The sequence below is a fragment of the Streptomyces milbemycinicus genome, assembly GCF_002154605.1.
Lineage (GTDB): Bacteria > Actinomycetota > Actinomycetes > Streptomycetales > Streptomycetaceae > Streptomyces > Streptomyces milbemycinicus.
This window is the reverse complement of record NZ_MUNE01000680.1, coordinates 1-24659: the sequence shown is the minus strand read 5'-3', so window position 1 is coordinate 24659 and position 24659 is coordinate 1. Positions and strand designations below refer to the sequence as shown.

Annotated in this window: 22 protein-coding genes; 15 read left to right on the top strand and 7 right to left on the bottom strand. The window is 69.0% G+C overall.

All coding sequences use genetic code 11. The features are described from left to right. The 9 genes from CCN51_RS42640 to CCN51_RS42600 form a co-directional block, all read left to right on the top strand. Positions 1-739: acyl-ACP desaturase (locus tag CCN51_RS42640; protein ID WP_086860803.1), on the top strand; the 739-nt coding region annotated here is incomplete at its 5' end. Further along, positions 739-1038: an acyl carrier protein gene (locus CCN51_RS42635; protein ID WP_014180218.1), complete on the top strand. Its 300-nt coding sequence runs from the start codon at positions 739-741 to the stop codon at positions 1036-1038. The genes CCN51_RS42640 and CCN51_RS42635, both read left to right, overlap by 1 nt. Continuing rightward, positions 1031-2275: an aminotransferase class I/II-fold pyridoxal phosphate-dependent enzyme gene (locus tag CCN51_RS42630; RefSeq protein WP_014180219.1), complete on the top strand. Its 1245-nt coding sequence runs from the start codon at positions 1031-1033 to the stop codon at positions 2273-2275. The genes CCN51_RS42635 and CCN51_RS42630 overlap by 8 nt, the downstream gene beginning before the upstream one ends. Continuing rightward, positions 2272-4014: an AMP-binding protein gene (locus CCN51_RS42625; protein WP_014180220.1), complete on the top strand. Its 1743-nt coding sequence runs from the start codon at positions 2272-2274 to the stop codon at positions 4012-4014. Before CCN51_RS42630 ends, CCN51_RS42625 begins: the two co-directional genes overlap by 4 nt. A 2-nt stretch (positions 4015-4016) precedes the next feature. After that, on the top strand, positions 4017-5108 hold the full coding sequence (locus CCN51_RS42620) for a methyltransferase (RefSeq protein ID WP_014180221.1): 1092 nt from the start codon (positions 4017-4019) through the stop codon (positions 5106-5108). Positions 5109-5114: 6 nt separating this feature from the next. Beyond that, positions 5115-6305 carry an acyl-CoA dehydrogenase family protein gene (locus CCN51_RS42615; RefSeq protein ID WP_063647571.1) on the top strand — a complete coding sequence of 397 codons (1191 nt, stop codon included), beginning with the start codon at positions 5115-5117 and terminating at the stop codon, positions 6303-6305. A 47-nt stretch (positions 6306-6352) separates the two neighbouring features. After that, a complete protein-coding gene (locus tag CCN51_RS42610) occupies positions 6353-8746 on the top strand; it encodes an MMPL family transporter (protein ID WP_014180223.1) in 2394 nt (797 codons plus the stop codon). Next, positions 8679-10025: a hypothetical protein gene (locus CCN51_RS42605; RefSeq protein ID WP_014180224.1), complete on the top strand. Its 1347-nt coding sequence runs from the start codon at positions 8679-8681 to the stop codon at positions 10023-10025. Before CCN51_RS42610 ends, CCN51_RS42605 begins: the two co-directional genes overlap by 68 nt. 18 nt (positions 10026-10043) lie before the next feature. After that, complete coding sequence (locus CCN51_RS42600) at positions 10044-10499, top strand: SRPBCC family protein (RefSeq protein WP_014180225.1); 456 nt, start codon at positions 10044-10046, stop codon at positions 10497-10499. A 106-nt stretch (positions 10500-10605) separates the two neighbouring features. Here the strand turns inward: CCN51_RS42600 and CCN51_RS42595 are convergent, their stop codons facing one another. The 3 genes from CCN51_RS42595 to CCN51_RS42585 all read right to left on the bottom strand — a co-directional run bounded on the left by CCN51_RS42595 (position 10606) and on the right by CCN51_RS42585 (position 13248). Further along, positions 10606-11286, bottom strand: a complete 681-nt coding sequence (locus CCN51_RS42595; protein WP_014180226.1) for a LuxR C-terminal-related transcriptional regulator — start codon at positions 11284-11286, stop codon at positions 10606-10608. A 332-nt stretch (positions 11287-11618) separates the two neighbouring features. Beyond that, complete coding sequence (locus CCN51_RS42590) at positions 11619-12299, bottom strand: hypothetical protein (protein WP_014180227.1); 681 nt, start codon at positions 12297-12299, stop codon at positions 11619-11621. Positions 12300-12498: 199 nt separating this feature from the next. Next, the gene (locus CCN51_RS42585) at positions 12499-13248 is read right to left on the bottom strand and encodes an SDR family oxidoreductase (RefSeq protein WP_014180228.1); all 750 of its coding nucleotides are present in this window, start codon (positions 13246-13248) and stop codon (positions 12499-12501) included. A gap of 240 nt (positions 13249-13488) precedes the next feature. Between CCN51_RS42585 and CCN51_RS42580 the strand changes: the two genes are divergently transcribed. Further along, on the top strand, positions 13489-15111 hold the full coding sequence (locus CCN51_RS42580; protein WP_014180229.1) for an alkaline phosphatase D family protein: 1623 nt from the start codon (positions 13489-13491) through the stop codon (positions 15109-15111). Between the two features lie 212 nt (positions 15112-15323). Here the strand turns inward: CCN51_RS42580 and CCN51_RS42575 are convergent, their stop codons facing one another. Then, complete coding sequence (locus tag CCN51_RS42575) at positions 15324-15554, bottom strand: DUF397 domain-containing protein (protein WP_014180230.1); 231 nt, start codon at positions 15552-15554, stop codon at positions 15324-15326. After that, positions 15547-16434: a DUF5753 domain-containing protein gene (locus tag CCN51_RS42570; RefSeq protein ID WP_014180231.1), complete on the bottom strand. Its 888-nt coding sequence runs from the start codon at positions 16432-16434 to the stop codon at positions 15547-15549. The genes CCN51_RS42575 and CCN51_RS42570 overlap by 8 nt, the downstream gene beginning before the upstream one ends. A 204-nt stretch (positions 16435-16638) precedes the next feature. Here CCN51_RS42570 and CCN51_RS60345 point away from each other — a divergent pair, with 204 nt between their 5' ends. After that, complete coding sequence (locus CCN51_RS60345) at positions 16639-17031, top strand: ATP-binding protein (RefSeq protein WP_143676076.1); 393 nt, start codon at positions 16639-16641, stop codon at positions 17029-17031. A gap of 492 nt (positions 17032-17523) precedes the next feature. Beyond that, the gene (locus tag CCN51_RS42565; protein ID WP_202948311.1) at positions 17524-19395 is read left to right on the top strand and encodes a B12-binding domain-containing radical SAM protein; all 1872 of its coding nucleotides are present in this window, start codon (positions 17524-17526) and stop codon (positions 19393-19395) included. 58 nt (positions 19396-19453) lie between these two features. Here CCN51_RS42565 and CCN51_RS42560 read toward each other — a convergent pair whose 3' ends face one another. Further along, a complete protein-coding gene (locus CCN51_RS42560; protein ID WP_106436727.1) occupies positions 19454-20068 on the bottom strand; it encodes a hypothetical protein in 615 nt (204 codons plus the stop codon). Positions 20069-20142: 74 nt separating this feature from the next. Between CCN51_RS42560 and CCN51_RS42555 the strand changes: the two genes are divergently transcribed. Both CCN51_RS42555 and CCN51_RS42550 read left to right on the top strand, forming a co-directional pair. After that, on the top strand, positions 20143-21249 hold the full coding sequence (locus CCN51_RS42555) for an aldo/keto reductase (protein ID WP_014180234.1): 1107 nt from the start codon (positions 20143-20145) through the stop codon (positions 21247-21249). Next, the gene (locus CCN51_RS42550; protein WP_014180235.1) at positions 21246-22061 is read left to right on the top strand and encodes an endonuclease/exonuclease/phosphatase family protein; all 816 of its coding nucleotides are present in this window, start codon (positions 21246-21248) and stop codon (positions 22059-22061) included. The genes CCN51_RS42555 and CCN51_RS42550 overlap by 4 nt, the downstream gene beginning before the upstream one ends. Positions 22062-22850: 789 nt before the next feature. On the opposite strand, the gene CCN51_RS42545 is transcribed toward CCN51_RS42550, so the two are convergent. Next, complete coding sequence (locus CCN51_RS42545) at positions 22851-23858, bottom strand: Gfo/Idh/MocA family protein (protein WP_043491866.1); 1008 nt, start codon at positions 23856-23858, stop codon at positions 22851-22853. Between the two features lie 89 nt (positions 23859-23947). Here CCN51_RS42545 and CCN51_RS42540 point away from each other — a divergent pair. Then, positions 23948-24659, top strand: a 712-nt coding sequence (locus CCN51_RS42540) for a Bcr/CflA family efflux MFS transporter (RefSeq protein WP_143676075.1), incomplete at its 3' end; no start/stop codon positions are given.

Genomic DNA, 24659 nt, shown 5'->3' with positions numbered 1-24659 from the left:
TGTCTTCGACGATATTCCGTGGGACAAATGGCAGGAGCAGAGCCGGGACGAGAGCCTGGCCCAGTGCGCGGAGACCTTCCTCGGCGTCGAGATGTATCTGCCGGACTATGTGGCCGAAGGGCTCAACCTCGTACGGGAGTCCTTCGGGCAGGCCTGGTTCCAGGTGAACTGGGGCTATGAGGAGTCCAAGCACGCGCTCGCCCTGAAGGAATTCCTGCTGCGCACCGGACAGCGCACCGAGGAGCAGGTCCGGGAATTCGAGAGCCAGGTGCTGAGCAGGCGGTGGACGATGCCGTTCTCCACGCCGCGCAGAATGTTCGTGTACGGCGCCATTCAGGAGAAGACGACCTGGATGAGCTATCGGCAGCAGCTGAACCGGGCCCGTGACCTCGGCGACCCCGTGATGGCCGAGGTTTGCCGCTACATCGCGCGGGACGAGGCCGCGCACGCGGATTTCTACCGGCGCACGCTCCAGGCCTGCCTTCAGGAGGACTACGAGGGCACGCTCAAGGACATCGCGCATGTGGTCAAGGAATTCAAGATGCCGGCCTACGACCTGCTGCCCGACTACGACAAGCGGCTGGCCGTCATGCAGGTCATCGGCATCGACCGCGAGGTGTTCTTCCGCGACGTCCTGATGCCGACGCTCAAGAAGGTCGGCGTCAGCCGCCGCGATCTGGTCAGGGCCCGGGGACAACTGCGTCAAGAAGGCCAGGACCAACAGGGAAAGGACGCGTGATGGCAGAGCAGTCGACCCGGGTGACGGATGACGAGGTCATGAAGGTGATCCTGGACCACCTGGTGGTCCGCGGGGTGTCCGCCGAGCGCATCGTGCGCGGCGCGACCTGGAAGGCCGACCTCGGCATCGACTCGCTCGACATCCTCACCCTCACCCAGGAGCTCGAGGACACCTTCCACGTGAAGATCGGCGAAGAGGACGCCATCGACCTCCGCACCGTAGGGGACGCCATCGACTACATCGTGCGCGTGTCCGGCGGCGGTGCGCGGACCGAGGGCGAGGGGGCCCACAATGCCTGAGTACACGGCGAGTTGGCTGAAAGACCTGCAGTCGTCGGAGTTCGTCACGGCGTACCACCGCGGCGTCGCCAACGGAAACCTGCCGTTCTTCCGTAACGCGGAATCCCTGCTCGACCCGGTCGTCACCATGGAGGGCACACCGCGGCTGATGCTGGGGTCGCCCAACTATCTGGGCCTGGCCAGCCATCCCCGTGTGCTGGCCGGCGCCAAGGCCGCGGTGGACCGCTACGGCACCTCGCTCACCGGCTCCCGGATCCTCAACGGCACCACGGCCCTGCACCGGGAGATGGAGGAGGAGCTGGCGGACTGGCTGGGGGTCGAGTCCACCCTGCTGTTCACCACCGGCTTCCAGACCAACATCGGCACCATCAGCGCCCTGGTGGGCGTGGGCGACACCGTGGTGTCCGACTCCTTCGCGCACGCCTCGATGCTCGACGGGGCCGGGCTCTCCCGGGCCAAGCTGCGCGGCTTCCGGCACAACCGGATGGACCTGTTCGCCGACAGCGTCCGCCGGGCCAAGGCCGACGGCGGCCGGATCCTGGTCATCCTCGACGGGCTGTACTCGATGGAGGGGGACCTGCCGCCGCTGGACGAGATGCTGGACATCTGCCGCGAGAACGACGCGGCCGTGATGCTGGACGAGGCGCACTCCCTCGGTGTGCTCGGCGAGCACGGCACCGGAGCGGCCGAGGTCTTCGGCGTCCAGGACCAGATCGACATCCGGATGGGCGCCCTGTCCAAGGCGCTGGCCGGCGTCGGCGGGTTCATCGCCGGCAGCCGTGAGCTGATCGACTATCTCCAGATCACCGCGCGCGCCTTCGTGTTCACCACGGTCGGCGTCCCGGCGGCGCTGGGCGGTTCGCTGGAGGCCATACGTATCCGCCGCTCGCCCGAAGGCGCCGAGCTCGCCGAGCAGCTGCGCCGCAACTCCCGCTTTCTGCGCACCGAACTCAAGGGCCTGGGCCTGCCGATGGGCCCCGACTCGGACCTGCCCGAGCGGACGACGCCCATCATCCCGGTCATCCTCGGCGACGACGATCTGGCCATGGAGTGGTGGCGGCAGCTGTACGACCGCGGGGTGTTCACCGGTGTGGCGCTGTACCCCGGCGTCCCGCCGACGGGCGCCATGCTGCGGATCTGCCCGATGGCCACCCACACCCAGGCCCAGCTGGAACAGGCTCTTGAGGTGTTCGTCGAGGTGCAGAAGGTGATGAAGCGGAAGGCGGGCACCCCGTGACCGGTGTGCCCGGCGCCGCGACCGGTGCGCCCGGTCCGGCTCCCTCACCGCTGCTGTCCTGGCTGGTCGCCCCGCGCACCGACCGCGGTATGCGCTTCGCACGGGGCTCGGGCGAGTGGGACCGCTACAGCTACGCCGATCTGGCCCATCTGGTCTCCCTGGCCAGCGCGGCCTTCCGGGCCCGGGCGCGGAAGGACCGTCCGGGCGTGGTGCTGGCCACGCCCAACAGCGTCGGCTTCGTCACCGGTTACTTCGGTGCCGTCAACGCGGGTCTCGTCCCCACGGCCATCGCGCCGCCCGCCCGCTTCGGCGGCCGGGAGGACTACGTACGCCACGTCGCCCGCGTGCTGCGGCTGACCCGGGCCTCGGCGGTGGTCGGCGACCCGGTGCATGTGTCGATACTGCAAGCTGCCGCCGACGCGGCGGCCGAGGACGGCGGCGGCCCGGTCGCCGTGCTCTCCAGCGACTTCTCCACCGGCACCGAGACCGACCGGCTCAGCGCGGTCCCCGCCAACGAGCTGGCCACCCTCCAGTTCACCTCCGGCTCGACCAGCAGCCCCCGCGGGGTGCGCATCACCTGGGCGAACATGGAGGCCAACGCCCGCGGCAACAGCCGGCTGATCGACTACGACGGCGCGCTGCAGACCGTCAGCTGGGTGCCGATGTACCACGACCTGGGGCTCGTCGGCTGTCTGATGACCATCGTGTCCCAGCAGGGCGATCTGTCCCTGATGCGCCCGGAGCAGTTCATCTACGACCCCCGGCGCTGGATCGACTGCATCGCCCGGGAAGGGATGGCGTACACCGCGGCGCCGTCCTTCGGATTCGCGTACGCGGCCCGCAGGCTCAAGGCCGGGGACCTGGAGGGCGCCGACTTCTCCACCCTGCGCTCGGCCACCCTGGGCGCGGAGCGCCACGATCCGCGCGGGCTGTGGGAGTTCACCGAGCTGTGCGAGCCGTACGGCTTCGACCCCGCCGTCTTCACGCCCTGCTACGGCATGGCCGAGATGACGCTCGGGATCACCGGACACGCGCCGGGCACCGTACCGCAGGCAGTGCACCTCGACTGGGAGTCGCTGGCCCCGGAGCAGCCGGTCAAGATCCTCGCCCGCGGCACGCTGCGGGACGCGGGCGCGGCCGACAGCCCGGCCCAGTGGCTGGTCAGCTCGGGCACCCCGATCGAGGGCGTCTCGCTGACCGCCGTGGATTCCGAGGGCCGGCCGCTGCCCGACGGCTACCTCGGCGAACTCCTGCTGTCCGGCGACAGCGTGGCCGCCGGGTACGAGCCGCCGGACGCCGAGAGCTCGTCCCGGTTCGCGGACGGCAGCGTGTACTCCGGAGACGCCGGGTTCCTGCTGGACGGCCAGACGTACGTCATCGGCCGGCTGGGCGACGCCCTGAGCGTCCGCGGCCGCAACATCTACGCCGAGGACCTGGACGCCCGGCTCGGCGACACCCCCGGCGTGGACCGCTACCGCTGCGCCACCCTCGTCGACGCCCGCCGGATCGTGGTGCTCGCCGAACTGGAGCCGGGGGAGTGGGCCGAGCGGCTGGCCGAGGCGCTGTCCCTCTACGTCGGCGGCGTCGTGGACGTCACCGTCTTCAGCTGCCGACGCGGCACCATCCAGCGCACCTCCAGCGGCAAGCCCCGGCGCCGCCTCATGTTGACCCAGTACTTGGACCAGGAACTGCCCGGCGAAGTGGTCGCCCACCGCCCGCAGCGCCCCGAGGAAGGATGAGTATGACCGAGCAAGCCGATTCCTCCGCCGAGTCCTCCGGCGATTCCTCCGCCGACGAACAGCTGAAACCGGTCGACGTCATAGCGCACTCCGTGCTCCCCGTCGCCGGCCTCATGCAGCTGATCCTGGGCCACTGGGGCACCCAGGTGGTCGGCACCCTCGCCACCCTGGGCATCCCCGACTCGCTCGCGGACGGCCCGCGCAGCGCCGAGGACCTGGCCAAGCAGCACGAGGTGGACCCGCGGGCGCTGTACCGGGTGCTGCGGGCGGCGGCCACGCTGCGGGTGCTGGACCACGCCCAGGACGAGACGTTCGCGCTGACCGAGGCCGGACACTTCCTGCGCACCGACTACCCGTTCTCGATGCGCTACAACGCCATGCTGCACAGCTCGCGCTGGCACTGGGACCCGTGGTCGCTGGCCCCGGAGGCGGTGCGCAAGGGCGGCGAGGCGTTCTCCGACCACCACGGCCAGCCGTACTACGCCTATATCGACAAGCACCCCGAGGAGGGCGGCCTCTTCGACCGTGCGATGACGGCCATGGCCTCCCAGGCCCAGCTGCTGGCCGTATCGCTGCACGACTTCGGGCAGCACAAGGTGGTCGTGGACGTCGGCGGCGGCGCGGGTGTGGTGCTGTCCAACCTGCTGGAGACCCACGCCGAGCTGCGCGGGGTGCTGTTCGACCGCGAGCGGGTGGTGGCCGGCGCCAAGGAGCTGCTGGGCGAGGCCGGACACACCGAGCGCGTCGACTTCGTGCCCGGGGACATGTTCGAGTCGGTGCCCGAGGGCGGCGACTGCTATCTGCTGTCGATGGTCCTCAACGACTACAACGACGACAAGGCCCGCAAGCTGCTGGAGAACTGCCGGGCGGCCATGGGCGAGGACGGCACCCTGGTCCTGTTCGACATGGTGATCCCGGGCAACGGCACCCCCTCCTTCGCCACCCTCGGCGATATCGAGTGCCTGGTCGTCAGCGGCGGTGAGCTGCGTACCGAGCCGGAGATCAAGGCCCTGCTCGAGTCCGCCGGATTCCGCCTCGAAGCCGTCCACCGCGGCTTCTCCCCTGTCTGTGCCGTCGTAGCGAAGCCGGAGTAGTTCACCATGACCGACACCCAATCGTCCGCAGCTTCGTCCGCAGCGGGCCGCCTCGGGGCGCGGGAGCGCGCGGTGCTGGAGCGGCTGCTCCCCGGGCTCGACGAGAAGCTGGCGAAGCATCCGCTGGCGGATCTCGAGAAGCGGGGCGGACCGGCCATCCCGGCGTTCCGGGAGGCCGGCGGGGCCGGGCTGCTGGTGCCCGCCGAGCACGACGGCCTGGGCGCCGAGCCGCTGGATGCCGTCCGCGTCCAGCGGGCCTTGGCCATGCGCTCGCCCTCGCTGGCGGTCGCCGCGATGATGCACCAGCTGTCGCTGGCCACCTTCACCGAGTATCTGACCGAGCACTGCGCCCCCGACGCCTTCGAGTGGATCCTGCTCAAGTCGATCGCGGGGGAGAAGCAGCTGGTCGCCTCGGCATCCGCCGAGGCCAAGCGCGGTGCCAGCATGCTGGCACCGACCATGCGCGCCCGCCGGGACGGCACGAACTTCATCATCAGCGGCAGCAAGAAGCCGTGCAGCCTGTCCGCGTCGATGGACTGGTTCACCGCCAGCGTGCTGGTGGAGGGCGACGAGAAGTACGACGGCCATCTGGCCATGGCCCTGATCCCCGCCGCGACCGAGGGCCTGGTGCGGCGCCCGTTCTGGGAGAGCGAGGTGCTGGCCGGCGCCGAGAGCGACGAGGTCATCCTGGAGGACCTGGTCCTGGACGAGTCGCTGATGGTCTTCACCGACCAGCGCCCCGGCACCCAGATGGACACCCTCCAGGTCCGCGGCTGGACCTGGTTCGAGCTGCTGGCTGCGGCCTCGTACGTGGGGGTGGCGAGCACGCTCGTGGAGAAGGCGATGGCCTCCCCGCGGGTCTCGCGCGCCGAGGTGGGCGCCCTGCTGGTGAAGCTGGAGAGCTCCATGGGCGCCGTGGAGAACGTGGCGCGCGACATGACCGCGTCCATCGAGGACCCGGGCGACCAGCTGGCCCGCTCGCTGCTGGCCCGCTTCCAGGTCCAGGAGTCGGTGATGGAGGTGTCCACGGCCGCCAGCGAACTGGCGGGCGGTATCTCCTTCATCCGCGACACCGAGGTCGGCTATCTGCTGCAGGCCACGCGCGCCCTGGCGTTCCACCCGCCGGCGCGGGCCAAGGCGCTGCCCGCACTGGCCGGTTACTTCCTGGGCGAGGACCTGGACACCACGGTCTACTGATCGCCGACAGGGATACGCCGAGCGCAGAGAAGCCGGGGAGAGGCCACGTGACGGAGCGGTTCGTAGCGTTCATCGGCAGGGTGAGATGGCCGTTGCTGGTGGTGTGGGGCGCGCTGCTGGTGATCAGCGGGCTGCTCGCGCTGTCGCTGCCGGACAAGCTGAGCGGCGGCGGCTGGTATGTCCCCGGCTCACAGTCCACCTGGGTGGCGGAGCAGCAGAAGGAGGGGTTCACCGGCCGCGGCAAGACGAGCGTCACCGTGGTCGTCCACGACAAGCGCCACGCCACCGGCACGGACGCCTTCGAGCGCCGGGTACGCCAGGCCATGGCCGACATCGAGGGCGACAAACGGCTCAAGGCCGCCTCGCACTACGGGTGGTCCACCCTCCAGGGCGCGCCCAAGAACGCGTTCGTCGGCCGGGACGGCCACACCGCGATCGAGATGTTCGGCCTCGATGTGGACGACGGCACGGCCCGGCGGATCCTCCCCGACATCCAGCGGGAGTACGACAAGCGGTACGAGGCACGGGGCCTGACCGTCGGCATGGTGGGCACCGCCCCGTTCTTCGGCGAGATCAACGTCCTGAGCGAAGAGGGCCTGGTCAAGGCGGAGATCATCGTCATGCCGCTGATCACCCTCATCCTGCTGCTGCTGTTCCGCAGCGTGGTCTCCGCGGTGGTCGCCATGATCACCGCGGGCACGGCGGCGGTCGTCACCTTCGCGATCCTGTCCGTGCTCGCCGACTCCTACGACCTGTCGGTGTTCGTCCAGAACACCGCGACCATGCTGGGTCTCGGCGTCGGCATCGACTACTCGATGTTCATGATCCGCCGCTTCCGGGACGAGTTGGAGGGAGGCGAGCCGGTACCGCGCGCCCTGCGGATCGCGCTCGCCACCTCCGGGGAGACCGTGGTCGCCTCCGGCGTGACCGTCATCGTGTCCATGGCCACGCTGGCCTTCGTCAACCTCCCCGTCATCCAGTCGATCGCCCTCGGCGCCGCGCTGGTCGTCGCGGTGTCGGTGCTCACCAGCGTTCTGCTGCTGCCGGTGCTGCTGTACACGGTCGGCCCCCGGATCGGGCGCTGGGACCTGTTCGCCAAGCTCCGCCCGGCCGGCGCCACCGCCGACCCCCGCGAGCGCGCCTGGTACCGCTTCGCCCACCGGGTGCTGCGCCGGCCGGTGCTCTCCCTGGTGGCGGGCACCGCCCTGCTGGCGGTGGGCGCCGTCCCGGCCCTGGCCCTGGACACCTTCACCCCGGACGCCAAGATCACCCCCACCTCCTCGACCGTGCGCCAGTCCTACGACCGGGTGGAGGAGCAGTTCGGGCCGGGCGACGCCTCCCCGATGGTGGTGCTGATCCGCTCCGACACCCCGCTGCGCGGCGACGGCGGGCGGATCGCCGCGCTACGGGACGAGCTGGCCGGCCTGGGGCACGTACGGCGGGTGGACTCCGCGCTCGACGCCCTGGAACAGGCGGCTCCGGGGCGTCCGTTCGACGCGCTCGAACCCGCCGTACGCGACCGGCTGCCGGACCCCGTCCGCGCCTCGGTGGGGTACTTCGTCTCCAAGGACCGCACCAAGTTCATCGCGCAGGTGATCCCCGAGGAGCACGCCTCCTCGCCCGAGACGCGCGGGCTGCTCGCGGACGTACGGCGGGTGGCGGCGCGGGCCGACGGCGACGGGCTGCGTATCGAGGTCGGCGGCCAGACCGCCGAGGGCGTGGACGCCAACAAGGTGATCGCCGACGGACTGCCCACGGTCGTCGGGGTGATGCTGCTCGCGATCTTCGTCATCCTGATGCTGTCGTTCCGCTCGGTGCTGCTGCCGCTGAAGGCCATCTTGGTCAATGTGTTCTCGGTGTCCGTGGCGTTCGGCATGCTGGCCCTCGCCTTCAAGAAGGACAGCCCGGTGGCGGAGGCGCTCGGCTTCGACGCGTCCGGCCGGGTCACCAACTTCGTCCCCGTGCTGCTGCTCGCCCTGCTGTTCAGCCTGAGCACCGATTACGAAGTGTTCGTGCTGGGCCGGGTGCGTGAGTACTACAAGGCGGGGCTCGGCAACACCGAGAGCGTGGCGCTCGGCATCTCCGCCACGGGCCCGCTGATCACCGGGGCGGCGGTGCTGATGGTGGCGGTGTTCGGCGGCTTCACCCTCTCCGGGATCCAGCCCATCGGCGAGCTGGGCTTCGGCATGGCGGTGGCGATCGCCGTGGACGCCACGCTGGTGCGGATGTTCGTCGTACCGGCCGCCATGAAGCTCATGGGCTCGGCCAACTGGTGGTTCCCCGGCCGGGGCCGCGCCTCATCCGCAGCCACATCCGCAGCCCCTTCCGTGGCCGATAACTCAAGAACCTCAAGAACGAGGAGCACGCAAGACCATGGCAGCGAGCGACACTTGGCAGAGCTTTCCGCTGATCGAGGGCCTGAAGTCCCGCCGGGCCCGTAGATTCGGCATGGGGATGACGGTCCCCGGCGGGCCGCTTGAGTACCGCAGCAAGCACGAGCCGGTGCCGCTGACGGAGGAGGAGCAGGCGATCCTCACCTTCGCCGCCTGCGGTATCACCGGCCCCGCGCTCAACGACTGGAACTGGGAGAAGGGCAAGGGCGGCAATGTGATGGCCGGCGTCGTCGGCCGCACCATCTCCAGCTCCGACGCGCTCCAGAGCGGGGCGATGGTGGTCATGGACGACGAGGCCACCTATCTGATCCGCCGGCCCGGCGATCTGTCCACGACGGAGCTGAACGAGGTCAAGGAGCTGGTCGCCAAGAACGACTTCGTCGGGGCGTACCGGGCCACCCGGGTCAAGATCGGGAGCGAGCGCCGTCATCCGCCGGTGGAGTCGCCGTACAACCTCACCGGCAACGAGTGGTCGCTGCACACCCCCGGGTCCACCTACTTTCTGCCGATCGAGGACCTGTCCTACCTCTACATCAACATCCTCCTGGAGTTCTTCAACGAGGAGATGGCGGTCTTCTGCCTGGACGAGCGGCGGTTCTTCCTGCCGGCCGGTCTCGGCAAGTTCGGCAAGTCCAAGGGCGGCCACCTCGACGACGACCCGCGGAAGCTGAAGTCCATGCCGATGGAGTACGCCGAGCGCCTTCTGGTGGAGACGGCGTGCATCGAGATGGGCATGATGCTGCAGAACCTGGGCCTGGTCAGCCAGGCGCTGGGGCTGGGCGGCTTCCCGCACTACACCGGGCACGACGGCGGATGGTTCGAGGCGCTGGACTTCCGGATGGCCGAGATGCCGATCAGCCAGTACTTCCGGGTGCCCACGCTGGCCAAGATGGTCCTCAAACTCCGCCGCCAGGACGCGGGCTTCGCCTATCCGCTGGGCCTGGAGCGGGACGGCGAGGTGCTGCTCAAGCCGTACTGCCCGCCGTACTACGAGTCGATGGAGGCGGCGGTGCACGCGGTCGTCGAGCGCAAGTTCGGCGAGAACGGCATCTACCGCGGCGGCATCGGCCGGGGCGGCTGGCGGGAGCCGGAGAAGGTGGCGGCGGGGATCAGCGGGATCAGCCAGAAGGCGATCGACGCCACGGTGGCCTTCTGCGAGTACACGTACAAGAAGTCCGGCCGGTTCCCCTCGTATCTGCCCGCGTACCACACGCAGATGGGCTTCCAGTCGGTCCACCTCGACGTCGACTTCTACGACGAGTTCTACGACCCGTCCGTGGTGCCCGAGGTGCACCGGTCCCATCTGCGGGACTGGCACGGGCGCTGACCGGAAGGCGGACGCGCAGTGGACGAGGTCTCGATCTCCATCGCCGCCCCACCCGAGCGGGTGTGGCGGCTGGTCTCCGATGTCACCGGCATGGGCCGGTTCAGCCCCGAGTGCAAGGGCGGGCGCTGGGTGGCCCCGGCGTCGGGGCCCGCCCTCGGGGCCCGGTTCCGCGGCCGCAACCGGCGTGGGCTCATCTTCTGGACCACCGACTGCACGGTCGTGGAGTGCGAGGAAGGGAAGGTGTTCGCATTCGAGGTCGCGCAGTCGAAGGTGCGGTGGGGCTATCGGATCGAACCCGACGGCGATGGCGACGGCGTGGTGCTGACCGAGTGGCGGGAGCATTTCGGCCGCCCCCATCTGCTGATACGGGCGGTCGACGCCAGCGGCCTGGTGGGGTTCCGGCGGGAGCGGCTGATGGTCGAGGGGATGCGTACGACGCTGGGCCGGATCAAGGAGGTGGCGGAGCGGGGGTGAGCGGTGTGTTGACGCGGGAGGGCGTGGCGCCGCCCCGGCGGCCGGAGACGCCGTCACCGGTCGTCGGCCGGTCCGCCGGGGCAGGCCCGTCATGAAGAGGGAGAACTCAGGCGACCGCATGGGGTTGCGAGGGAACGACCAGACCGCACTCATAGCCCAGCGCCACGGCCTGGGCCCGGCTGGTGATGCCCAGTTTGGTCATCGCCCGGTTCAGATGGGTCTTCACGGTCGCCTCACTGATCTTGAGCTCCCGTGCGATGGCGGAGTTGCTGCGGCCCTTGGCGACATGGCGCAGCACCTCGGTCTCCCGCATGGTCAGCATGGCCAGGGTCGACCCCGCGGTCTCGGTGGCCGTCGCACGGTAGGTGTACGCGTTGATCAGCCGCTCCATCACGCTGGGCGAGAAGGCCATATCGCCGGTGGCGACCGCGCTGATCGAGGCGATCGTCTTCTGCGGTGAGGTGTCCTTGAGCAGGATCCCGGCGGCGCCCACGCGCAGCGCGGACTGGATTTCCTCGTCGCTGACCTCCGAGGCGGTGACGATGACGCGGGGTGGCCGGGCGGGCGCGGCCTCCACGATGTGCTGGGTGGTGGCGATTCCCCCGAGATGCGGAAGGGAGATGTCCATGAGAATGACGTCCGGGCTGTGCGCGGCGGCCAGGGCGCGGGCGCCGTCGCTGTCGGCGGCCTCGCCGACGGCGCGCAGCCCGGGGGCCGAGCTCAGCAGAGTTAACAGCCCCAGCCTGGCCAGGGCATGTCCATCGGCGATCAGGACCTTGATCGGCATTGCGTCCTCCCCCGTTACGATCACCTTCGTGCTCCTCTCATCCACGCCGGCACCAAAAGGTGCCCAAACGACACCGAAAGGTGTCCAGCTGAGCAGAGATCGGCACCCCTAAGGGCACCGGGGTGGGTCTCATTGCAACTTCCGAGCTGTTCAGAGCGGTTCTGATGATGCTGTAGTTACCACTGGTAGGCGATCGTCGCGCATGGTGGACGTCGGTCTCAAGCACATGGAGACTTCATGCCACCTTCTGCCCAATGGCCTTGCGGATGGGGGCGTGATGGTCCATGGAACGGCGGGTCCGCCGTCGAGCGCGGGGCCGGCCCCAGCGCTGCTCAGCCGTTGAGCGCGGCGAGGGCCGTCTTCGCGGCGGTGATCGCGCCCTTGCGTATCTCCTCGGTGCCCGCCGCCTCGTGTGTCTCGAAGTCGCCGCCGTTGTAGGTGACGGTGACCACCGCGTTGGCGTCACGCGCGACCACGACCGCCTCACGTATGCGCTGATCGTCATCGGTCGTGACGTTCAGGCTGACCGACGCCTGATCGCCGAGGCCGGGCACGGCGGTGCTCGGACCGCTGCCCTGCGCCGTCCGGGCGCGCGCGGGCGCTGAGGCCGACACGTCGTAGGTGATATCCAGCCAGCGGTAGTCGAATCCGCTCAGCGCGTGCCAGGAGCAGCCCGAGCGGTGGGTGGCATCGCTCGTCTTGAGCCGGGTGCCGGCCGTCTCGGCCTCGGGCACCAGCTCCTTGACGGTGCCGGCCGGGAGGGTGCCGCAGGGCTTGGCCGGGGGCTCGGGGTAGCGCGGCGCGGCGGTGCCGTCGCCCTGCCCGTCCGACGTCGGGGCGGACGTGGGATCCGCCGACGCGGTCGCGGTCGGGGTCGCCGAGGGGCGCGGGGAGGAGGCGGAGGGTTTGGGGTGCGTGTCCGAGTCGGAGCTGGTCGTCATGGCCACGCCCGCGGCGGCGAGTACGGCGACCGGCAGCATGCGGGCGACCAGCGTGAGCGGCAGAGAACGCACGGCGGTCTCTCTTCGGTCGTGAGCGGCGTGGTGGGCGGCGCGGTGAGAGGACGACCATGCCATACGAACGGGTCTGCGAACAGCCCGGGGCGGCCCCGAGGGCCGGCTCCCGACTGGCCCTAAGGGGTGAAATCAGCACTTGATCGAATTATCGGATCAAGTGACTGGTTAAGTACGCGTAGTGACGATCCTTCGCCCGTCAGCCCCGCCCGATGAACGGCATCGCCGTCGCCATCACGGTCGCGAACTGCACGTTCGCCTCCAGTGGCAGCGACGCCATGTGCCGCACCGTACGAGCCACGTCGGCGACGTCCATCACCGGCTCGACCGCCGTCTCCCCGTTCGCCTGGGGGACACCGGCGCGCATTCTCTCGGTCATCTCGGTGGCCGCGTTGCCGATGTCGATCTGCCCGCATGCGATGCCGTACGGCTGCCCGTCCAGCGACAGCGACTTGGTCAGCCCGGTCAGGGCGTGCTTGGTCGCGGTGTAGGCAACGCTCCGCGGCCGAGGGGCGTGCGCCGAGACCGAGCCGTTGTTGATGATCCGGCCGCCCTGCGGATCCTGGCCGCGCATCAGGCGGAACGCGGCCTGTGCGCACAGGAACGCGCCGGTGAGATTGGTGTCCACCACCGCCTGCCAGTCCTCGTGGCGCAGCTCGTCCAGCGGCACGTTCCGCGGCCCGAAGCTGCCGGCGTTGTTGAACAGCAGGTCCAGGCGGCCGAAGCGGTCCCGTACCGCCGCGAAGAGCGCGTCGATCTGCTCGGGGCGGGTCACATCGGTCGGTACGGCGATCACCGCCCCGTCCCGGCCCGCCAGCCGCTCCGTCTCCGCGAGGGCGTCTCGGCGGCGTCCTGCCAGGGCCACCGACCAGCCCGCGTCGGCGAGTTCGAGGGCCACCGCCCGGCCGATCCCGGATCCGGCGCCGGTCACCACCGCGACCTTCGACATGACATTCATGGGTCCGCAGCGTACGCGACGTCAACATTGCTTAACGCGGCGGCATATCGCGTCAAACGTCCCATCCCGATGCGGAACTCACCCGTCCGACATCTTGATGACGTGTACAGGCTAGCGGGCGGCCGCCCATTGGCCGTGCAATTCCTCTGACACACCAGCCAGATGCCACGAGCCGGAACGCCACAGCCAGTCGCCACGAGCTGACCGCCACGAGCCAGGGGAGAGCAAAAGATGGCACACCACCCGCATCAGCAGGCCATACGAGCCGCGGCAGCGCGCCTGGGCCGCCGCCGCTTCCTCACCGTCACCGGGGCCGCCGCGGCCATCGCCTTCAGCACCAACCTGCCCAGCGCCCACGCCACCGAGCAGACCTCGCACGCCCTGAGCGACGACCCCTTCACCCTCGGCGTGGCCTCCGGCGATCCGCTGCCGGACGCCGTCGTGCTGTGGACCAGACTCGCCCCGCGCCCGTACGAGCCGGGCAACGGACTGCCCGACGAGGGCTTCGTGTACGTCGGCTGGGAGATCGCCCACGACGAGCGCTTCAGACGAGTGGTCCGCAAGGGCAAGACCGTCGCGCACGCCGAGTTCAACTACACCGTGCACGTCGACGCCAAGGGCCTCGACGCCGACCGCGTCTACTGGTACCGCTTCCGCGCCGGCCACTTCACCAGCCCCGCCGGCCGCACCCGCACCGCCCCCGCCACCGGCGCCCACGTCCGCGAGGGCCGCTTCGGCCTGGTCTCCTGCCAGGCGTACCACGACGGCTACTTCACCGCCTACGGCCACCTGGCCAACGAGGACCTGGACGCCGTCTTCCACGTCGGCGACTACCAGTACGAGTACGCCGTCAACTCGGTCGGCGGCGCGCGCAACTACACCGACCGCACCATTCCCGCGCTCTTCAACACCGAGACCATCACCCTCGACCAGTACCGGCTGCGCTACGCCCTCTACAAGTCCGACGAGGACCTCCAGGCCGCGCACGCCGCCTTCCCGTGGTACGTCACCTGGGACGACCACGAGACCGAGAACAACTACGCGGGCGACATCGACGAGAACGGGAACCCGCCGGAGGAGTTCCTGATCCGCCGGGCCGCCGCCTACCGCGCGTACTGGGAGAACATGCCGCTGCGCATGCCCCAGCAGCCCGACGGCCCCGATATGCGGCTCTACCGCCGCTTCCACTACGGCAGGCTCGCCCAGTTCGACATCCTCGACACCCGCCAGTACCGCTCCAACCAGGCGTACGGGGACGGCTGGCAGTACCCGGGGCCCGAGTCCGAGGACCCCTCGCGCACCCTCACCGGCGCCGCCCAGGAGCGCTGGCTGCTCGACGGCTTCCGGCGCTCCAAGGCCACCTGGAACGTGCTCCCGCAGCAGGTCACCTTCTCGCAGCGGAAGAACACCACCGCCGCCAGCTCCAAGCTCAGCATGGACTCCTGGGACGGCTACCCCGCCTCCCGTGAGCGGATCCTCGCGGGCGTCGAGGCGGCCGGGATCGAGAACTTCGTCGTCCTCACCGGCGACGTCCACGTCCACTACGCCTTCGACATCAAGAAGGACTTCAACGACCCCACGTCCCGCACCCTGGGCGTGGAGTTCGTCGGCACCTCCATCAGCAGCGGCAAGGACGGCTCCGAGAAGCCGTCCAACTGGGCCACGTACATGGCGGCCAACCCGCATATGAAGTTCTACAACGGCCGCCGCGGCTATGTGACGGTCACCCTGGACGGCGAAGCCGCCCGGGCCGACTACAAGACGGTCGCCGGAGTCACCGCGCCGGGCGCGCCGCTCACCACGGCGGCGTCGTTCGTCAGCGAGGCCGGCAACCCCGGCCTCCAGGACGCCTGACGACGGCCTGAACCGGCCGGCGGAACGCACGCCGCAGCGTCGGCCGCAGGCGGAAGACGGCACCGCCACTTCAGGCGGTGCCGTCTTCGGGCCCTTCCGTCATCTGCACGAGGTCATCCGAACGCCGCCCAGATGTACATCGGCTCCGGCTGAGGAAGAAGGCGACGATGGGGGTTGCCCGGCTGAAAGGGGCCTTCGCCGTATTGGGGGAGCTAAAGCACCAGGCCGGGCTCCTCAGCCTGCACGCCCTGGGTGTACGCCTTGTATTCGGCATCCGTGAGATAGATCCGCATCTCCGGGTTCTCAGAGTCACGGAGGACAACGCCGCCCTGAAGCTTCGCGATTTCCAGGCAGTCCCCCCCGCTGCCGCCACCAGAGAACGACGACTTCGTCCACGCCTCCTCTGGGACGTCCTGGGCTATCAACTCGCTCTTGTCACGCACTGGACAGCTCTTTCCTGATTGTTTTAATCATTGCCAACGACTCCAGGGGTGAAATGGCCAGCTTTCGCATTGCCTCGATATAATGCCGGTTTTCGCGGACCTCCCGGGGACGCTTCTGGAAGGTCATTCCCGTCATGGAATCGAAGGCCGTAATCGGCTTCTCGTCCGCCTCGCCGAATTCAAGCAGATGCAACATATACATGGATGCGGCTTCTGCCGTGAAAGGTACGACCCTGATGCTGATCTTGCGCTTGGCATCGTCCTCGATCAGCGAGTCGAGCTGTTCCAGCATGACGCCGACACCGCCGACGTGCTGACGCAGGGCAGCCTCGCCGAAGATGAACTCAACCGGGGTCGGGTTCGGCTTGTCGAAGATGCCTCGACGGCTGCGACGCAACTCGACTGATCGCTCCACGGCGTCAGGGGTGAGAACGGAACCCGCGACGGATTTCGTGATCGCTCGCGCATAAGTTCGCGTCTGAAGCAGGGCCGGGATCACATTGACCGCGCACGTCGTGATGCGCTGCGCCGCGTCTTCATAGGCGACGAACTGGAGCAGGCTTTCTGGGAATTCTCCGTCGTACGCCGTCCACCATGCGTCAGCGATCGACATGCCCTCTGCGCGCATGGTCTCCAGTCGCACGCGCGTCGCCAGGTCCATACCCAGGAACTTGACCAGGGCCTTCCACTCGCCCTCGTTCGGCCATGTCTCACCGCGCTCCATCCGCGAGACACGGTGGTAACTCTTGTAGCCGAGTGTGTGCGCCACATCGATCTGCTGCACCGGCTTGCCGCTTGGCAGGCGGGCGACCTTGCGCACTTCTTGCAGCGCCTGACCGAAGCGCTTGCGCGCAGCCATGGCGGCCGTGTTCAGCGCCACGGGCGCCCTCCCCTCGGCAATGGTGTGTTCAGCGCAGAGAGTAGCGCGCGGGGCCGCGTGAGCGGCACGTCTGAGGGTAATTCCGGCGATGGGGTTGCGTACGCAGTTGCGTACGCACCACACTCGGCGTCACGCATCGAGCAGGGCTCGTAGCGGAGCGTGTACGTCTATGCGGCTGACCGCAGTCGCGTGCTGGAGGCCGCCATGCGCACGGATCAGCGCCAAGCACACGGAAGGGCGTTGGCGACAGCGAGGTTCGCTCGCCAGCCGAAGTCGGTTGCGGCTGCACGAAGTTGGGCTGCCCGTGCCTACGCCGATGCCGGGGGGCGCGAGGTCGATGTGTGTGAGCTGTTAGTGAGTGAGGTGGCCACCAACTCCGTCAAGTACGCCGAGGGACCGGAGTTCGAGGTGCGAGTGCGGTCCGATCTTTGGATCGAGGTATGGGACGCCTCCCCTCGGGAGCCCCAGAGGCGCGTGGCCCACGAACAATCGGTCGGCGGACGGGGCTTGGAGTTGCTGGAGCTTTTGGCTCCCGGCTACACGGTCGAATCCGGGCCGAATGGAAAGACTGTCTGTTTCTCGCCAAAGGGATGGTGACCTTGCCATGCCGGCCGTGAGAGCAGTGCACGCCCATAAGCCCCTGCAGAAACAGGGGCTCCTAATCCTGTGGTTTCCCCGCGATCGGCGCCGAACAGGTGTCCCGTCGCGGAACAACTGGGCGGCGGGGGGTGAAGCGTGATAGATGCGATTGCTCATTCCTGGAAGTGCGCTCTGGGGTTTCGTCCCACCGCCCCTCATCAGGGAGGTTTCATGAACACCATTTCTCCGTGTGCCGATCGGCTGCGAGAAACGCTTCGAAGCACATTTCCCGGAATTCCGGCCACGGCGACAGCAGGCGTAGACCAGCTCCTCGTCTCCCCGCCACGGTTACGCTCGCACCTGGAAAAGCACCTGGCCGGCCGGGCGGGTCGGATTCGAGTCACCGGCACCCTGGAGCGTCGGCTGGTCCTCATCGAGCGGCAGGACTCATGCTGGACCGTCGCCGACCTGTCCGGGCAGTCGCACGCAAGCCGTCACTGGCCTGAGTGGTTGGAAGGCCGAATCGAAGTCGAGACCCCGGGGTCGTGGCTGTCTTCAGCTCATCTCGACGACTACGCCGTGTACCGGCTCTCGCGGCCGATTGTGCTCCTGACCGCGCTGTATCACCCGGAGCACTTCCCTCTGCCGCGCTTCCCGCTGGGCATCAGTGACGTGGCAAGGGCCGCCCGTTCGACGCTCGTCGGCACGGTGGACCTGGCGGACATGCAACTCGGCGTGACCTTGTCCGACCTTGTGAGGCGAGTCTCTGAGGACACTCCCGATGTTCTCGGGATCTCCGCCACGTTCGGCCAGCACGACCTCATGGCCGAACTCCTCGACAGTGCCTACGGCTTGCCGCAACCGCCGTTGGTCATCGCAGGTGGCAGCCTCACCGCGCGGAACGAGAGACTGCTGCTGGAGACGTATCCGAACCTGCTGATCGCCCGAGGCGCCGGCGAGGCACCCATGAGGGACGTACTCGCCCACTGGCACGGCGATATGCGTCTCAAAGAGATCCAGGGCATTGGCTACAACGGCGCGGCCCGTGGCGAGGGAACGCTGAGCATCGGACGCAGGCGCCACACGGCGAAGCCCGTCAGCAGCGCCCAGACCAGCATCCTCCCCGAACTTGATCTCCTACCGGCGACCCTCGACCGTCACGGCGTCGCGCAGCTCGAAGCCTCCCGAGGGTGCATGAACTTCTGCTCCTTCTGTCCGCGAGGCCACAAGGGGCAGTGGACGGGCGGCGTCCCGGAGGCGTTCCCCTGGATTCTCCGGGAGATGAGCGCGGTCTTCGACCGGTACCCCGGCATCTCGCGGACGTTGTACCTCGTCGATGAGGAATTCATCGGGCGCGGCGCCGACGCGGTCTCGCGCGCCCTGGAGATGGCGTCCGTGATGCAGGGCGCGGGATTCGCCTGGGAGACGAGCTGCCGCATCGACCAGGTCGTTCGTACGGACCGGGACCAGAGCTGGCACGTGGAGCGCGCGGCCATGTGGCGCTCGCTCGTGGAGCGGGGCCTGCGCCGCTGCCTGTTCGGCGTCGAGTCCGGCGTGGACTCCATCCTGGAACGGTTCAACAAGGAAACGGAGGGCGCACAGAACGCGCTCGCGATCCGTACCCTGTCCGCTCTCGGCGTTCCGACCCGGTTCACGTACATCACCTTCGACCACCTCATGACGTTCGAGGAGCTGGAGTCGACGTACGCCTACCAGGGGCGCACTGATCTGTTTCTACGCCCGCTTCCTCACCTTCGGGTGGAAGAGATCGTCGAAGGCGTGCGCGACCCGGACTTCGTGGCCACCGCCTCCACGGGCCGGGCGTTCCACACGGGGATCTCGTACATGCTGGTGTCGATGGAGTGCCTGATCGGCGCGGCCTACACCAAGCAGGTTGAAAAGGCCGGGCTGACCGGTGCCACGCGTCCGTCCATGGGGCGCCAGGACGCGGAGTTCGCCGACTGGCGCATCGGCGTGTGCAGCGAGTGGGCTCAGCTTTGGGTGGACCGGAACTTCGCCCTGGACTACACCCTCAAGTCGTTGGAGAAGATCCTCGACGGCGAGCCGCGCCGGAACGTTCGCGGAGCCCGGGTGGTGCTCAAGGACGCGGCGTACGGGGTGCTCGGGGAGATGATCCGGATGGCGCGTTCGGAGTCGCCCGCCGCTTCGTCGGCGGCGCAGCGCGCCGCTCTGGGTGAACGGATGCGCGGGGTCCTGGACAGCGAAATCGAGGCGCAGCGGGATCGGATGGCCACGACGGTGCGCGGCGTGAGTGGTGTTCTGTCCGCCGAACATGCCCGGATGCTGGAACGCGAGCACGGCCGGTGGGCGAAGGCCCGGGACTGGCAACTGATCAACGCGGCGGACCCCTGTGGGACCTGAGCGCGAAGGGCTGCCCCTCTCAACGTGTGAGGGGCAGCCCCTGGTGGGCCGACGCGGCTCAGGCTCCGGCCTTTTCCGGGATCGGCACCCAGTTGAACTCTGGGCAGAACCTGCGGTAGGTGACCAGCTTCCAGTCGGCGTACTCGTTGAGTCGGCCGCCGGCCCGCAGGAGGTGCTTGACCCAGGTATGGGTGATGCGTTCCTCCGCGGTCATGGTCTCGTCGATCTGGTCGAGCATCCGGGACGCGACAGCGAAATCTTCGACGGTCAGGGCGCTCAGGTCGATCTCGATGCCGTCCACGGTGAAGGAGAAGACCAGTCGCGTCGTGCTGAACGAGGTCTGGCGCTCGTCGAGGAACGTCGCGTGGCCTGCCAGGTTCGCCATGAGGCTGTCCCGCTCTGCGACCGGGAAGCCGATGCCCAGGTCAAGATCGGAGGTTTCGAGGTTGAGTCGGGTGCCGAACGAGCCGACGTCGCGCGGTACGCAGCCCGTCCACTCCTTGATGCGGGTCGAGGCTTCGTCGCGCACCTGGAGCAGGTGAGCGTCGTGGGTTCGCATCGAGGCGTAGAACTCGGCGGCCCGCTCGAATTCCGCGTCTGGAAAGTCGGCACGGTCGGCCCACCCCTTGGTGGTGATGGCGTTCAGATCCAGTTCGGTGTGTGGGTTCGTCACGCCGGTCACCGTAGTCACTCCTGCAAGAGCTTTGTGGAGGTTTCATCAGAAATGTACAGAGGAGGGGCAGTGAGATGAGTGACGTAACGAGCAGCTTGCCGCGTCGGACGCTGACCGGCGGTCTGCGTGTCCACCCGGTGGGGATCGGCTGCTGGGCGATCGGAGGGCCGGACACCAACCTTGGGTTGCCGATGGGCTGGTCCACCGCCGACGACGCCGCGTCGCTGCGCGGCCTGGAGATCGCCCACAGCCTTGGCGCGAACTTGTTCGACACTGCCGATGTGTATGGGCATGGTCGCTCCGAGAGGATCATCGGCCGCTTCGTACGCACTGTCCCACGCGATGACATCGTGCTGTCATCGAAGGTCGGCTACTTCACCGGCACGGCCGATCACGCCTACGTGCCGTCGCACATGCGCCATCAGCTGGATACCACACTGGAGAATCTCCAGACCGATCACCTCGACGTGTATTTCTTCCACAACGGGGACTTCGGTGAGGACGACCGATACCTGGAGGGCGCCGTCGAGCAGATGCGCGCCTTCCAGCGCGAAGGGCTCATCAAGACCGTCGGGATGCGGGGCCCGCACCGGTTCGCGACCGAGCGCGTCACCGTTCCCCAAGAGCTGCGGAAGGACAAGTACGCACGCTTCCGTTACCTGTTCCGGCGCATCCAGCCCGACTACCTGGCAGTGCGGTACAACGCGCTCACGCCGCCCCCGCCTGCCGACCAGCAGGACATCTTCGCCTTCGCCGCCGACCATGGGGCCAGCGTCCTGATCAACAAGCCGCTGTCCCAGGGGCTTCTCACAGGTAAGTACACGCCTCACGAGCCGCCCCGTTTCGGCGACGGCGACCACCGTCTCCGGAAAGCGTGGTTCACGCCCAAGGCGCTCCAAATCATCGACGACGGCCTGGCCCCACTGCGCGACCGCTTCGGCGACAGCACCCACGCCATGGTCCGCGTGGCCCTCCAGTACTGTCTGCAGAAAGCCGAGAACGCAGCCTGCCTCGTAGGATTCACGACGCCCGAACAGGCGGCCCAGAATCTCAGTGCGGTCGGAGAACCCCTCACGGCCGATGAGATGGAATTCGTTCGGACGACAGCCGGCCGGCTCCAGCGGCGCCTGGACGCGGCCGGCGAGGTGTTCCTGGACGAGAAGGAGGCGGCCCAGCCGTGAGTACCGACCAGCTCTTCCTGCTCACGCCGCCGGAGGCCGTGCACGAGGCTTCTACGGACGAGGCCCGGCTGATCACCTTCAATGCCCAGCATGCTTCCGCCGAGCGGTCGCGCCGGCAGGCCGAGTGGCTGGCCGGCCAGGAGGCAGCGGACCTTGTGGTCATGACCGAGGTCGGCTCCGGTCCCGGCGGTCAGGCCCTGGTGACGGCGCTCGCCCAACGCGGGTACAGGTCCGTGCTCGCCTTGCCGTCGGGGCGCCCTGACTACCGTACTGTGCTCGCCTCCCGCTCTGCCGAGCTCGAAGCCGTGGACAGCGGCATCGGCGTCCTCTCCCATCGGGGCCCTGCCGCGCGCGTGCGCATCGGGAGTCACACTGTCGGGCTGCTCGGGCTGTACGTGCCCTCCCGTGGCCCCAAGGAGCGCCGCAACGAGGACAAGCGCGCGTTCCAGGGCGCGGTCACGGACGCGGTGCCCGGCCTACTCGCCCAGTTCGACGGTCCGGTCATCGTCTCTGGGGATCTCAATGTGGTCGAGCCCGGCCACGTCCCGCACCATGCGGTGTTCGGCAAGTGGGAGTATTCCTTCTACCGCTCGTTCGTGGACGCCGGTCTGATCGATGCCTTCCGGCACCTCCATCCTGACGCGGCAGAACACAGTTGGTTCGGACGCGGCGGGGATGGTTACCGGTTCGACCACGCCTTCGTGACCGCCCGCCACGGTGAGTACGTACGGACCTGCCAGTACCTGCACGAGCCGCGCGAGTTGGGCCTGACCGACCACGCGGCCATGTTCCTGCGGCTCGGCCTGGGCTGAGGCCGCGTATATCGCCCAGGCTATGGAAGAAGGCGACGACGAGGGCTGCCGCGCGGTGGCCGGCCGGGGTCAGTCCAGGGGTGCGCTGGGCCGGGGGCGTGGGAGCGCGACGGACAGGCGAGCACTCCTGGATGGGACCGGCTCTTCCCCACCCCCTCTTAGATAATCGCTTGCTCTGCATCAAGCATTTTTTTAAGAGGGGGCGGGGGGAGGCCCCAACCGGACCGGCGCCTACTGCTCTGGGTGACCATCGGCCGTTCCGCCGCCCGCCAGCCGGTGACGGCCCGTTGGGCTGGACGGCGACGACACCTTTGGCGGCCCCTCCCCTTCCCGCTGCTGGCCGCTGTGCGCCGAAGGCGCGAGACGATGCCCGCACGCGGCGTCCGGGAACGCCGTCCAGCGGCGTTGGCCGGTTCGTCGCGCTCCCATGCCACCCAGTCGAGCGCACCGCTGGACCGACCGGCTCGCCACCGCGCGGCAGCAGTCGCGGTGGAGCGCAGCGGAGCCAGTCTTGAGCTCAGCCGCCCGCCGGGCCGAGGAACCGGGACAACGGACCAGCCGCCCCCTTCCCCTCCTGGCAGCGCTTTGGACCCGGAGGGTCCGAGACGAAACCCGCACCCGCGTGAACCGGAATGCCGCGAGACGGCGCCTAGGCGGCGCGAAGCGCACCCACACCCGCACATCATCGATGAGCCCATGGCGGTTACGAACGGAGGTCAGAAGCGCGGTGATAGGCCCCATTGAGGCCCGCGGCGGCAGACGCCGCAGCGGGCCTCATCCTGCTGCTGCTCACCCCTCGTCGGCGGCGTACCGCACGCCGATCCGCTCGCGCACCGCGTCCAGCGTGCGCATCACCGCGAGCGAGCCGTCCAGCGGCACCAGCGGGGACTCCGTCTCGCCCGCCCGCAGACAGCGCATCACCTCCGCCGCCTCGTGCTGCAGCCCGTGCAGACCGCGCAGGCCGGCGCCCGCGCCCTGCGCCGTGAACTCCTCCGGATCCCGCCCCGGCCGGTGCAGTACGAACCGCTCCGGGTGGAAGAAGCCGCGCGGGAACTCGATCCGGCCCGCCGTCCCGGTCACCGACGCGGTCTGCGGTGTGTCGGCGTTGAGTGAGCAGCTCAGCAGCGCTGTCGCGCCGCCGTCCCAGCCCAGCAGGATCCCGGTGTTCTCGTCCACGTCCTCCGGGGTCAGCCGCGCCCTGGCCTGGATGTCATCGGGCTCGCCCAGCAGCAGCTGCGCGAAGGACACCGGATACACCCCGAGGTCGAGCAGCGCGCCGCCGCCCTGCGCCGGGTCGCGCAGCCGGTGCCCGGCGTCGAACGGCCCGGCCAGGCCGAAGTCCGCCTGCACCACCCGCACTTCGCCGATCGCACCGTCCCGGACCAGCTCGGTCATCCGCCGGACGACCGGATCGCAGTACGTCCACATCGCCTCCATCAGGAAGGCGTTACGGGCCCGGGCGAGATCGACCAGCTCGGCCGCCTCCCGCGCATTGAGCGTGAACGCCTTCTCGCACAGCACCGCCCGCCCCGCCTCCAGGCACAATCCGGCCGCCACGCGGTGCGCCGAATGCGGGGTGGCGACGTACACCACGTCCACCTCCTCATCGGCGGCGAGCTCGGCCCAACTGCCGTGCGCACGCGGTATCCCGAACCGCTCCGCGAAGCGCTTCGCGGAGTCCGGGCCGCGCGAGCCGACCGCCACCACCTGGGCGTCCGCCAGCTCCAGCAGATCCGCCGTGAACGACGCGGCGATCCCGCCCGTCGACAGAATGCCCCACCGCACGGTCTCGGCCATCTCCACGCTCACTCCGTACACACATCGGTCATGACCACAACGAACTTGCTGAGAGCATAGAGAAGACTCAACGACTCACGGAGAGCTGCATGCCGCCGTCCGGCCATCCGACCGCACCCGATCACAGACCCATATCCGTACCCGAGTCCACCCTCGTACCCGAGTCCACCCCCGTACCCGCGCCCTCCCCTAGCCCCGCGGCTCGCCGCGCCGGCCTTCTGATGACCCTCGTCCTCGGCGGGCTCAACGCCCTCCCGGCGCTGTCCATGGACATGTACCTCCCGGCCCTGCCCGAGGTCACCGGCGCGCTGCACAGCCCCGCCGCCACCGTCCAGCTCACCCTCACCGGCTGTCTGGCGGGCATGGCGCTCGGCCAGCTGGTCGTGGGCCCCATGAGCGACAAGTGGGGGCGCCGCCGCCCGCTGCTGGTCGGCATGGTGGTCTATATCGTCGCCACCGCCGTATGCGCCATCGCGCCCACCGTCGAGCTGCTGATCGCCTTCCGGCTGCTGCAGGGCCTGGCCGGGGCCGCGGGCATCGTGATCTCCCGCGCCGTCGTCCGCGATCTGTACGACGGCGCCGCGATGGCCCGTTTCTTCTCCACCCTCATGCTGATCTCCGGCGTCGCGCCCATCGCCGCGCCCCTGATCGGCGGCCAGGTCCTGCGCCTCACCGACTGGCGCGGTGTGTTCGTCGTGCTGACCGTCGTGGGAGCGCTGCTCACCCTCGTCGTCTGGCGCTGGCTGCACGAGACCCTGCCGCCCGAGCGGCGCCACAGCGGCGGCCTCGGCGAGGCGCTGC

Bases quoted from the DNA above. Each gene is read 5' to 3' on its own strand.
- CCN51_RS42555 (WP_014180234.1), top strand. From the start codon at position 20,143: ATGAGTGACGTAACGAGCAGCTTGCCGCGTCGGACGCTGACCGGCGGT.
- CCN51_RS42545 (WP_043491866.1), bottom strand. From the start codon at position 23,858: ATGGCCGAGACCGTGCGGTGGGGCATTCTGTCGACGGGCGGGATCGCC.
- CCN51_RS42605 (WP_014180224.1), top strand. From the start codon at position 8,679: ATGGCAGCGAGCGACACTTGGCAGAGCTTTCCGCTGATCGAGGGCCTG.
- CCN51_RS42630 (WP_014180219.1), top strand. From the start codon at position 1,031: ATGCCTGAGTACACGGCGAGTTGGCTGAAAGACCTGCAGTCGTCGGAG.
- CCN51_RS42580 (WP_014180229.1), top strand. From the start codon at position 13,489: ATGGCACACCACCCGCATCAGCAGGCCATACGAGCCGCGGCAGCGCGC.
- CCN51_RS42595 (WP_014180226.1), bottom strand. From the start codon at position 11,286: ATGCCGATCAAGGTCCTGATCGCCGATGGACATGCCCTGGCCAGGCTG.
- CCN51_RS42585 (WP_014180228.1), bottom strand. From the start codon at position 13,248: ATGTCGAAGGTCGCGGTGGTGACCGGCGCCGGATCCGGGATCGGCCGG.
- CCN51_RS42620 (WP_014180221.1), top strand. From the start codon at position 4,017: ATGACCGAGCAAGCCGATTCCTCCGCCGAGTCCTCCGGCGATTCCTCC.
- CCN51_RS60345 (WP_143676076.1), top strand. From the start codon at position 16,639: ATGCGCACGGATCAGCGCCAAGCACACGGAAGGGCGTTGGCGACAGCG.
- CCN51_RS42615 (WP_063647571.1), top strand. From the start codon at position 5,115: ATGACCGACACCCAATCGTCCGCAGCTTCGTCCGCAGCGGGCCGCCTC.
- CCN51_RS42635 (WP_014180218.1), top strand. From the start codon at position 739: ATGGCAGAGCAGTCGACCCGGGTGACGGATGACGAGGTCATGAAGGTG.